This is a genomic window from Synechococcus sp. CS-1328 (assembly GCF_025128095.1).
Lineage (GTDB): Bacteria > Cyanobacteriota > Cyanobacteriia > PCC-6307 > Cyanobiaceae > CBW1002.
Window position 1 is genome coordinate 135,150 of sequence record NZ_JAHLYT010000045.1, and the last position, 9,460, is coordinate 144,609.

The 9,460-nt window shown below is 71.4% G+C and carries 10 protein-coding genes; 4 read left to right on the top strand and 6 right to left on the bottom strand.

The features are described 5' to 3' along the window. The first annotated feature begins 38 nt into the window (after positions 1 to 38). Positions 39 to 302 carry a hypothetical protein gene (locus tag KQ310_RS07675; RefSeq protein ID WP_015109772.1) on the top strand — a complete coding sequence of 88 codons (264 nt, stop codon included), beginning with the start codon at positions 39 to 41 and terminating at the stop codon, positions 300 to 302. Between the two features lie 13 nt (positions 303 to 315). Here KQ310_RS07675 and KQ310_RS07680 read toward each other — a convergent pair whose 3' ends face one another. The 5 genes from KQ310_RS07680 to KQ310_RS07700 are packed head-to-tail and all read right to left on the bottom strand — an operon-like array spanning position 316 to position 4,417. Beyond that, complete coding sequence (locus KQ310_RS07680; RefSeq protein WP_259721173.1) at positions 316 to 1,113, bottom strand: YdcF family protein; 798 nt, start codon at positions 1,111 to 1,113, stop codon at positions 316 to 318. Positions 1,114 to 1,129: 16 nt separating this feature from the next. Then, the gene (locus KQ310_RS07685) at positions 1,130 to 1,702 is read right to left on the bottom strand and encodes a hercynine metabolism protein (protein ID WP_259721174.1); all 573 of its coding nucleotides are present in this window, start codon (positions 1,700 to 1,702) and stop codon (positions 1,130 to 1,132) included. A 12-nt stretch (positions 1,703 to 1,714) separates the two neighbouring features. Beyond that, a complete protein-coding gene (locus KQ310_RS07690) occupies positions 1,715 to 1,978 on the bottom strand; it encodes a hercynine metabolism small protein (protein WP_259721175.1) in 264 nt (87 codons plus the stop codon). Positions 1,979 to 1,994: 16 nt separating this feature from the next. Further along, entirely contained in the window at positions 1,995 to 3,011 is a 1,017-nt protein-coding gene (gene egtD / locus KQ310_RS07695; RefSeq protein ID WP_259721176.1) for an L-histidine N(alpha)-methyltransferase, read from the bottom strand. Further along, complete coding sequence (locus tag KQ310_RS07700) at positions 3,008 to 4,417, bottom strand: ergothioneine biosynthesis protein EgtB (protein ID WP_259721177.1); 1,410 nt, start codon at positions 4,415 to 4,417, stop codon at positions 3,008 to 3,010. The genes egtD and KQ310_RS07700 overlap by 4 nt, the downstream gene beginning before the upstream one ends. Before the next feature lie 81 nt (positions 4,418 to 4,498). Between KQ310_RS07700 and KQ310_RS07705 the strand changes: the two genes are divergently transcribed. Beyond that, positions 4,499 to 5,503, top strand: coding sequence for a cysteine synthase A (locus KQ310_RS07705; protein ID WP_259721178.1), 1,005 nt, complete (start codon positions 4,499 to 4,501; stop codon positions 5,501 to 5,503). After that, positions 5,503 to 7,662, top strand: a complete 2,160-nt coding sequence (locus tag KQ310_RS07710) for a protein kinase domain-containing protein (RefSeq protein ID WP_259721179.1) — start codon at positions 5,503 to 5,505, stop codon at positions 7,660 to 7,662. Before KQ310_RS07705 ends, KQ310_RS07710 begins: the two co-directional genes overlap by 1 nt. 20 nt (positions 7,663 to 7,682) lie before the next feature. On the opposite strand, the gene smpB is transcribed toward KQ310_RS07710, so the two are convergent. After that, positions 7,683 to 8,180 (bottom strand): SsrA-binding protein SmpB, encoded by a 498-nt coding sequence (gene smpB, locus KQ310_RS07715; RefSeq protein ID WP_259721180.1) that lies wholly within the window; start codon positions 8,178 to 8,180, stop codon positions 7,683 to 7,685. Positions 8,181 to 8,249: 69 nt separating this feature from the next. Between smpB and ruvB the strand changes: the two genes are divergently transcribed. Continuing rightward, a complete protein-coding gene (ruvB, locus tag KQ310_RS07720; protein WP_399237903.1) occupies positions 8,250 to 9,383 on the top strand; it encodes a Holliday junction branch migration DNA helicase RuvB in 1,134 nt (377 codons plus the stop codon). Positions 9,384 to 9,460 lie beyond the last annotated feature (77 nt).

Consider the following 9,460-nt stretch of genomic DNA (forward strand, 5'->3'; position numbering starts at 1 on the left):
TACGGTAGGCAATCACCCCCAACGGGGGCAGCGATTCCATGAGTGGCGAGCGCGTCGGTTTCCGCTTCCAGCACGCAGATGCGGTCGTGAAGCGCAACCCCCAGGGTCGTTCGCGCCGGGGATGGGTGATGGAGCCGGTGGAGCAGACCACCAGCCGTGGCACCAAGATGCCCGCCTATCGGATCCGCTGGCGCGACAGCGAACGTCCTGAGATCGTGCTGCAGCACATGTTGATCGCCGATCCCGACCCCACCCCGCCGCCTGAGGGCGTCAGCCTGGTGCCCCCCGTTCCCAAGAAGTGAGTCCGGGCCGGGTTCAGCTCCAGCCCTTGAGCCGGTAGACCAGCAGACCCAGGTGTTCCTTGAGGGTCTGGCTGGTGAGCAGCAGGGCCCCGGCATCGGGAGCCAGATCCAGCGCCACACTGGCGGCTGTCGGGCTGCCGTAGTTGCTTCGGTTGGTCAGCTGGAAATCGCAGGCCACCGGAATCACCTCCAGGCCACTGCGGCGCTGGAACGTGGCCAGGGATCGCGGCATGTGGGTGGCGCTGGTCACGAGCAGGATCCGTTTCCAGCCGCGCTGGCGGCCCAGCTGACCGATGTCGCGGGCTTCCTCGGCGGTGGTGCGGGAGCCCGGGTTGGTGAGGATCGCCGCGGGCGGAGCCCCCAGATCGATCGCCAGCTGGCGGGCGACCTCCGCCTCCGCGGGGGCAGGGTCGCCGCTGGCGAAGTGCACCTTGGCGCCGCTGGTGAGCAGCACCGGCGCCTTGCCCTGTCGCAGCAGCCGCAGGCCGGTGAGCAGCCGGTCGCCCGCCTCGTTCACTTCCACCTGGCGTCGTGGCGCCAGGGCGGGTCTGAGGCCGCTGCCCAGCACCACCACCGCATCGGCGCGGGGGATCACGGCAGGGGTGAGGGCCGCCGCCGGTTCCTCCAGCCCCCAGACCAGCTGGCGGCTGATGTAGGGCATCGCCGCGATCCAGAGCAGCAGCACGCCACCGCCCGACAGCCACGGCCCCCAGCGCCGCCGCCGGCCGGCCAGGCCAACCAGTTGCAGCAACAGGGCCAGGCCGAGGGGATAGAGCCCCAGCGGCAGCAGCTTGCTCAGCAGAAATCCCATCGGGCCGGACGCCTCCTCAGGGGGTGTGGCCCTGGCGGCGCTTGAGGGCCTCCAGCTCCTGCCGGGTCTCGAAGGCGGCCCAGGCGGCCTCCAGGTTGTCGCTGGCGGGGGGTCGCGCTGTTTGGGCCGGCTCCGCTGGAGCCTCGGCAGCGGGTCTGCCGGTGCTCTGCTGGCGGGGCTGTTGGGTTGGCCGGCCCTGGCGAGCGCGGGCGGCCAGCTCCTCGAGGGCGGCCTCGGTGGCGGCGAAGCTCTGGCCCAGATTCGCCAGCTCCTGCCAGGCGCGGCGCCCCTGCTCCATCAAGGCCTCGCAGCGAGCGACGGCCTGATCGGCCAGCTCGGTGGCGCCGGCAGCGCGGGCCCGCGTGATCCGCTCCTGCCACTGGCGAATCTCACCGGCCAGCCGCAGCAGCTCCTGGCGCCGCTGCTCGGCCTGGCCCTGCAGGCTGCGTCGCCGCGTCTGCAGCTCAAGCTGGCGATCGCGGGCCTCCTGCTCAGCCAGCAGGGCGTCCTGCTCGGGGTTGGCCTGCAGGAAGGCCTCCAGCTGCTGCTCCAGCCGTGCCTCCAGCTCTTCGAACCAGCTGCTAGCCATGCGTGTCTGACCTCAGGCCTCGGTGGGGTCGGCGGCGGCGACCGGGAGTGGCTCACCGGGGGCGCGGGTGATCAAGGGCGCCTCGATTTCCTCCTGCAGCGGCGTGATCGCCGCTTCCCGCGAGCGGAGCAGCAGCTGGGTGAGCCGCGCCACGGCCCCCTCCCCCAGCTCCACACGGCCGATCCGATCGAAGGCCTGGTGGTAGAGACCCTCCAAGTCTTCGATCAGCCCTTCCCGCACCTGGCGCATCGCCGCCCGTTGTTCGTCCCGGCTCATGACTGCTCCTGGAGGCTCATCGCCCCACCGTTGTCGCTGGTTCCGAGTCTGCCTGCACCAGCAGGTGCAGGGACAGGTCGTTGGCCGGATCACTCCAACGGCGGGTGCCGCGCCAGCCGGCGGTGGCCGCCAGGGCCGTGAACGCCTCAGGCGTGTACTTGTGGCTGTATTCGGTGATCAGCGGCTCCCCGGCAGCGAAGCGCCAGCTGGATCCGGCCAGCTGCACCGTCTGCTCCCGCCGGCTCACCAGCGCCATGGCGATGCGGCTGTGCTGTGGCTGCCAGCGGGCCTGGTACTGGAACTGGGCGGGGTCGAAGTCGCCCCCCAGATCCCGGTTGAGCCGGGCCAGCAGGTTGAAGGCGAAGGCGGCCGAGACCCCCGCTGCGTCGTCGTAGGCGGCCTCCAGCCGCTGCGGTGCCTTGGGCTGATCGATGCCGATCAGCAGGCGGCCACTGGGGCCCTGCAGCCGGGCGAACTGGCGCAGCAGGGCGCGGGCTTCCTCCGGATCGAAGTTGCCCAGGGAGCTGCCAGGGTAGAAGCCCAGCAGCGGCTGGCCCTCCAGCAGGGGATGGTCGGGCAGCTGCTCCATCTGGCTGTAGTCGCAGCAGATGCCCAGCACCGGCACGGGTGGATGGCGCCGTTGCAGGGCGTCGCAGGCTTCGGCCAGGTGGTCGGCGCTGATGTCGAGGGCCACGTAGGCGGCCGGCCGCAGGGCGTTCAGCAGCGGACCCACCTTGCGGGCGTTGCCGGCGCCGAATTCCACCAGTACGCCGTTGCCCAGGGCCGCCGCCAGTTGCGGCGCCGTGCTCTCCAGCAGGGCTGTTTCGGTGCGGGTGAGGCTGTATTCCGGCTGGGCGCAGATCGTCTCGAACAGCCGCGATCCCTCGGCGTCGTAGAGCAGCCAGGCGGGCAGCTGCCGCGGTTTGCGGGCCATGCCGTGGCGCACCAGGCGGGCCATGTCGGCGGGCTCTGGGTGGAGGTCGATGAACCGACGGCTGCAGTCCTGCTGACGCTGCTCGAGGTGGGCTGTCATGCCGCGCCCCCAGCCGGCGCTGCGCCATCGCGGGCCAGCCGAAGGCCGGCAGCCATCCAGCGACAGGCCGGTGGGTAGAAGTTCCGGTAGGTGAGCCGCTGGTGATCCGGTGGCGTCAGGAAACCGCTGCCGCGCAGCACCATCTGGGAGCTCATGAATTTGCCGTTGTATTCACCCACTGCGCCGGCCGCGGGCTGGAAGCCCGGGTAGGGCCGGTAGGGGCTGGCGGTCCACTGCCAGAGCAGACCGAAAGCCTGGGGCAGGCGGCCGCTGGTGGCCGCCACTTCCCACTCGGCTTCGCTGGGCAGCCGCGCCCCGGCCCAGCGGGCGTAGGCATCGGCCTCAAACCAGCTGAGGTGCCGCACCGGAGCCTGCGGATCCCGTGGCTGCCGTCCCGCCAGGCTGAATTCATCGTCGCCGCGCCAGTAGCGGGGAGCCCGCCAGCCGCGGTCGCAGGCCACCGCCCAGCCCTCGCTCATCCACCACTCGGGCTGCTCGTAACCCCCAGCCGCGATGAAGGCGGCCATCTCGGCGTTGGTCACAAGCCGCTCGGCGATCTGGAAGCCCTCCAGCCAGACGCGGTGACGGGGGCCCTCGTGATCGAAGGCGAACCCGCCGGGCGAACCCTCGGGGCCGCCGCTGCCCGGTAGGGGGCCGATCGCCACCAGGCCCTCAGCGAAGCTCAGCCAGCCAGCCTGCCCACCACTGCTGCGCCCAGTGACGTCTGCAGGGTCAGGGGTGTGGTGCGCGCGCGCCAGGGCGCGGTAGCGGCCTTCTGGGTCGTCGTGCCAGGCGGGCACTGCCACCGCGCTGTTTTCGAGGCCATCGCTGATCAGTGCAGCGGCTGGCTTGGGCCGGTCACGGCCACCAGCGCCGCTGTAGGCCGGTTCCAGGGGATTGCGGCTGAAGCCGTCCAGCAGGTCCATCAGCAGCAGCTCCTGGTGCTGCTGCTCGTGTTGCAGCCCCAGTTCGAGCAGCGCCAGCGCTGGGCGCGCCCGTTCCTCGGGCCAGGCCTCCAGTCGGTCGAGCAGCAGCTCCAGGGCCTGATCCACCTCCTGCCGCCAGGCCAGTACCTCCGCGATCGGTGGCCGGCTGAGCAGGCCCCGCTGCGGCCGCGGATGGCGCGCTCCCACGGCGTCGTAGTAGCTGTTGAACAGGTAGCGCCACAGCTCCGGTGAGGCGGCGCCACTGGCTGGATCCGGCCGCAGCAGGAATTCCTCGAAGAACCAGGTGGTGTGGCCCAGGTGCCACTTGGGCGGGCTGGCGTCGGCCATGCCCTGCAGGCAGAGGTCTTCCGGTTCGAGCGGCGCGATCAGGCGTTCGCTGATCTGGCGCACCTCTCGCAGCCGCTGCCGCAGCGTCATCAGCGGTGGCCGCCCACTCGCTGTGCCCGTCCGGGGAACCATCGCTGCCGAGCCCTCTGGAGCTGACCCTAGGGAGTTGCCTACGATCCGCCCACAGCAACGTTGTTCGAGAAGGCCAGCGCGATGGGCGGTACGACTGAGGGGTTTGTCGGCGCGGTCGGCCACACCCCCCTGATCCGCCTGGCGGCCCTGAGCGCCCTCACCGGCTGCGACATCCTCGGCAAGGCCGAGTTCATGAACCCCGGCGGCTCCGTCAAGGATCGCGCCGCCCTCGGCATCCTGCTGGAAGCGGAGGAGCAGGGGCTGTTGCAGCCCGGCGGCACGGTGGTGGAGGGCACGGCGGGCAACACCGGCATCGGCCTGACCCACCTCTGCAATGCCCGGGGCTACAAGGCCCTGATCGTGATCCCGGACACCCAGTCGGACGAGAAGATCGGCCTGCTGCGCAGCCTCGGCGCTGAGGTGCGCACCGTGCCGGCGGTGCCGTACCGCGACCCCAACAACTATGTGCGGCTCTCGGGCCGCATCGCCGCCGAAACCCCAGGCGCTGTCTGGGCCAACCAGTTCGACAACCTGGCCAATCGCCGCGCCCACTACAACAGCACCGCTCCGGAGATCTGGGAGCAGACCGAGGGGCGGGTGGATGCCTGGGTGGCCGCCACCGGCACGGGGGGCACGTACGCCGGCGTGGCCCTCTATCTCAAGGAGAAGAATCCGGCAGTGCGCTGCGTGCTGGCCGATCCCCACGGCAGTGCCCTCTACAGCTGGGCCAGGACCGGCGCTCTGGAGGCCGAGGGCCGCTCGATCACCGAGGGCATCGGCAACAGTCGCGTCACCGCCAACCTGGAGGGGGCGCCGATCGACGACGCCGTGCGCATCGACGATCAGGCCGCCCTCGACACGATCTACCAGTTGCTCTGGCAGGAGGGTCTGTTCCTGGGCGGCTCGGTGGGCATCAACGTGGCCGCGGCCGTGGAAACGGCCCGCCGCCTCGGGCCTGGCCATCGCATCGTCACCGTGCTGTGCGATAGCGGTGACCGCTACCGTTCCCGCCTCTACGACCGCGCTTGGCTGGAGAGCCGCGGTCTGCATCAGCCCGACCGCGACGGCGCTCAATCCCCGTCCTGATGGCGACCCCTTCCGATCCCAGCCCCGCCGCAGCGCCGGCTCCGCCGGAGGTGGGCCGTCTGATCGGCGAGCGCTACCAGCTGGAGCAGTGCCTCAGTGCCCCCAGCGATGGCGCCGCGCCGGTTCAGGGGCGCTTGTGGCGGGCCAGCGATCAGCTGGCTGCTGGAGCCTTGATGGCCCTGCGCCAGCTGGGTCCTGCGGCGGATCAGGAGGGTGCTCGGCGGCGCTGGAGCCAGCTGCAGACGGTGCTGCACCCGCAGGTACCGCGTTTCGGTGGCGCGATCACCGCTGGCGATGACCTCTGGCTGGTGCGGGAGTGGCAGGACGGGCGCACCTACCAGGAGCTGCTCCAGGCCCGCGCCGAGCGCCAGCTCGTGTTCGGCGCGGGTGAGCTCTTGCTGCTGCTGCGCCAGCTGCTGCCCGTGCTGGTGGCCCTGCACGGGCAGGAGCTGGTGCACGGTGATCTCTGCCCGGCCAACCTGCTCCGCCGCGATCGGGATGGCCAGCCGGTGCTGCTGGATTTCGGCCTGGTGGGCGGCGGCGTCGTGGCCACGGCGGGCTACGCGCCCCCGGAACTGGCCCAGGGCGGCGTGACTGAGCCCTGGATGGATCTGCATGCCCTCGGTGTCACGGCCCTGGTGCTGCTGAGCGGCGACCCGCCGGCCTCCCTGCTCGATCCGGTCAGCCTGGCCTGGCGCTGGCCGGCGACGCTCGACGCCGAACCCGACCTGCGCCTCCAGCTGGAGCGCCTGCTGCAGCGGGATCCGGCCAGCCGCTTCGCCAGCGCCGCCCAGGCGCTGGCGGCGCTGCAGGGTCTCCCCATGCCGGACAGCACCGGCCCGGTGCCGCGTGCGGATCGCACTCTGGTGTTGGTGGCGCCTGCCCCGGCAGCAGCTCCTGCTCCGGTCGCAGCGGTCGCCCTGCCGCAGCAGCAGCCCCCGCCGCCGCCCCAGATCCCTCCGTCACCGCTGCCTGGTCCCGCCTCGCCGGAACTGCCCCTCGTGGGCCTGGCTGAGAGCGCGACGCTGCCTGCCGTGGGGGCGGTGGCCCAGCGGCGCAGCCGCCAGGAGGCCAAGGAGGAGGAGGCCGAGAACGGGGTCTGGCCGGTGGTGCTGGCCCTGGTGCTCTCGGCCATCGTGGGCACGGCCGGTGGTTGGTGGTGGCTGAGCCGCGGCCGCACGGCCACCCCCAGGCTTCCGGAGGCCGGTCTGGCCGCCGGCGAGAGCCTGCCCCCTGAGGAGGTGGACCAACGCCAGCAGCTGCTCAACCGCCTGCGGGCCATGCAGGTGGATCGGGCCTGGTTCCTGCGGCTCGTGGATGCCAGCCTGCTGGCACAGTTCCCGGAGCGGCGCGGCCGGCTGCCCAGTGATTCCACCGAAGACGCGCCGCTGCGCAAGGTGTGGAACGAGCTGGCCGAGGAGTGGCTGGCACGGGTGGAGCAGTTGCCGCTGGCGGTGCGTCGCCGCCTCGGCAGCTACAGCCAGGCTGACTGGGAGCAGCGGCAACAGGCTCTGGTGGGGCAGGGCCTCAGTTCCGCCGTGCTGCGCCAGCTCGTCTCCGGCAGCGCCCAGAACCTCCTGCCCGGTCGGATCGGCATCGAGATTCCGCCGGAGCCCTTCCGCCAGCTCTGGTACGCCGCAGCCGAGCAGGGCCTGGCCGGGATGCGGATTGAGTCGATCCAGACCCGATCCCAGGAGGTTCAGGCCCTCTCGGCTGATGTGGATGCCGGTGGCGCCCGTCTGTTCCCGATCCAGCTGCCCCCCAACCACCGCCTGGTGCTGGGCGTGAACGGCTCACCCCTGATGCAGATGACCGTGTTCGCCGCCGATGGCAGTGTGCTTGAGGCCAGTGGCCCGCTGCGGGTGGTGAGTCTGCCGGCCCAGGCCCTCTCGCCCGTGCAGTTGCTGGTCACGAACGAGGGGCTTGCGCCGGCCCAGATCGTCCTGTCGCTGCGGGCTGATCCGCCACCACCGGAGCCGGAACCAGAGCCCCAGAACGCCGCTCCCGAGGCCGCGCCTCCCGCCGGCCGCAGCCCTGGCTCGCCTCAGGAACAGGGCTCCACGCCATCGCCGACACCCGGCCCAGCTGCCCCCAGCCGTCCCGCGGTTCCATCCACAGCCCCAATCCCGCCACCGCCGCCGCCCACAGACACCCCCTGAGACCGGGGATTGCAGGCGGCTCAGAGGCGGGCGATCGCCGCTCGGGCCTCCTTGGCCTCCTGCTTGCTCTTCTCTTCCTGGCGCTTGTCGTGCAGCTTGCGGCCCTTACCGAGGCCGATGGTTACCTTGATCCACGACCCCTTCAATTGCAAGTTAAGAGGGATCAGGGTGAGGCCCTTCTGATCGAGGGCACCGCGCAGCTTGTCGATTTCGCGCCGGTGGGCCAGCAGTCGCCGCACCCGCAGCGGTTCGTGGTTGAAGAAGCGGCCGGCGTGGCTGTGGGGCGAGATGTGGACATTGTGCAGTTGCATCTCGCCGCTGCGGATCAGGCAGAAGCCGTCGCGCAGATTGGCCTGGCCGGCCCGCACCGATTTCACCTCGGTGCCGAGCAGCTCGATGCCGCATTCAAGGGTTTCGAGGATCTCGTACTGGTGGCGGGCGAAGCGGTTGTCGGCCAGCAGCCGGTTGGCGGCATCGCGCCGTGCCTTGGCGGCTTTCTTTCCTCCGCCCTTCGCCATCTTCCTGCCGCCTGTCCGTTGCGTATCGCCTGCCCTCCGACCCTAGGCAGCGGCCGGTACCCTCCAACCATGGCGATCGTCTCCTCCGGCGCAGGTGCGGCTCCCCGCCGGGGCAGTGCCGCCTCCTGCCAGGAAACGGCGGCGATGGCCGCCGATGGCCCCCGCGCCGCCCGCCTGGTCGATCCGGCCGCCTCCGATCCGACTGCTCCCGTGCCGCGGGAAGACGGGCTACGTCCGAAACGCCTGGCCGACTACATCGGCCAGCACGAGCTCAAGCAGGTGCTCGGCATCGCGGTGGAAGCCACCCGCAGCCGCCAGGAGGCCCTCGATCATGTGCTGCTGCACGGCCCACCGGGCCTGGGCAAGACCACCATGGCCCTGGTGCTGGCCGAGGAACTGGGCGTGCGCTGCCGCATCACCAGCGCCCCTGCCCTGGAGCGCCCCCGCGACATCGTCGGGCTGCTGGTGAACCTCCAGCCCCACGACCTGCTGTTCATCGATGAAATCCACCGGCTCAACCGGGTGGCGGAGGAAATCCTCTATCCGGCGATGGAAGACTTCCGCCTCGATCTCACCGTGGGCAAGGGCGCCACGGCCCGCACCCGCAGCCTGCCGGTGGCGCCCTTCACCCTGGTGGGGGCCACCACCAGAGCCGGAGCCCTGAGTTCACCCCTGCGGGACCGTTTCGGCCTGATCCAGCGGCTCGAGTTCTATGACCTGCCCGATCTGCAGGCGATCGTGCAGCGGGCGGCGGGGCTGCTGGCGATCGCGCTGGAGCCGGAGGCCGCGCTCGAGGTGGCGCGTCGCTGCCGGGGCACGCCCCGCATCGCCAACCGGTTGCTGCGCCGTGTGCGCGACGTGGCGGAGGTGGCGGGTCATGGGCGCATCGACGCGGCCCTGGTGGATCAGGCTCTGCGGCTGCATCGGGTCGATGGGCGCGGTCTTGATGCCAGCGACCGGCGCCTGCTCGGCCTGCTGCTGGATGGGTATGGAGGCGGGCCGGTGGGGCTCGACACCCTGGCGGCCGGCCTCGGCGAAGACCCCACCACCCTCGAAGCGGTGGTGGAGCCCTACCTGCTGCAGCTGGGTTTTCTGCAGCGCACTCCGCGGGGCCGGGTGGTGACCGAGGCGGGCCGTGCCCATCTCGCCGCAGCCGGCGCTGGCCCTGGCGCGGCCCAGTTCGGCGTGGAGGGGCCGCCATGACTGACACCACTGTGGCCATCGACGCTGTGGCCACCGACGCCCCCCACTCCACTGACTCCGCCGTGGGGGGGGGGGGG

Coding starts and splice junctions, on each gene's coding strand:
- KQ310_RS07675 (WP_015109772.1), top strand. CDS start 39: ATGAGTGGCGAGCGCGTCGGTTTCCGCTTCCAGCACGCAGATGCGGTC.
- KQ310_RS07680 (WP_259721173.1), bottom strand. CDS start 1,113: ATGGGATTTCTGCTGAGCAAGCTGCTGCCGCTGGGGCTCTATCCCCTC.
- KQ310_RS07685 (WP_259721174.1), bottom strand. CDS start 1,702: ATGGCTAGCAGCTGGTTCGAAGAGCTGGAGGCACGGCTGGAGCAGCAG.
- KQ310_RS07690 (WP_259721175.1), bottom strand. CDS start 1,978: ATGAGCCGGGACGAACAACGGGCGGCGATGCGCCAGGTGCGGGAAGGG.
- egtD (WP_259721176.1), bottom strand. CDS start 3,011: ATGACAGCCCACCTCGAGCAGCGTCAGCAGGACTGCAGCCGTCGGTTC.
- KQ310_RS07700 (WP_259721177.1), bottom strand. CDS start 4,417: ATGGTTCCCCGGACGGGCACAGCGAGTGGGCGGCCACCGCTGATGACG.
- KQ310_RS07705 (WP_259721178.1), top strand. CDS start 4,499: ATGGGCGGTACGACTGAGGGGTTTGTCGGCGCGGTCGGCCACACCCCC.
- KQ310_RS07710 (WP_259721179.1), top strand. CDS start 5,503: ATGGCGACCCCTTCCGATCCCAGCCCCGCCGCAGCGCCGGCTCCGCCG.
- smpB (WP_259721180.1), bottom strand. CDS start 8,180: ATGGCGAAGGGCGGAGGAAAGAAAGCCGCCAAGGCACGGCGCGATGCC.
- ruvB (WP_399237903.1), top strand. CDS start 8,250: ATGGCGATCGTCTCCTCCGGCGCAGGTGCGGCTCCCCGCCGGGGCAGT.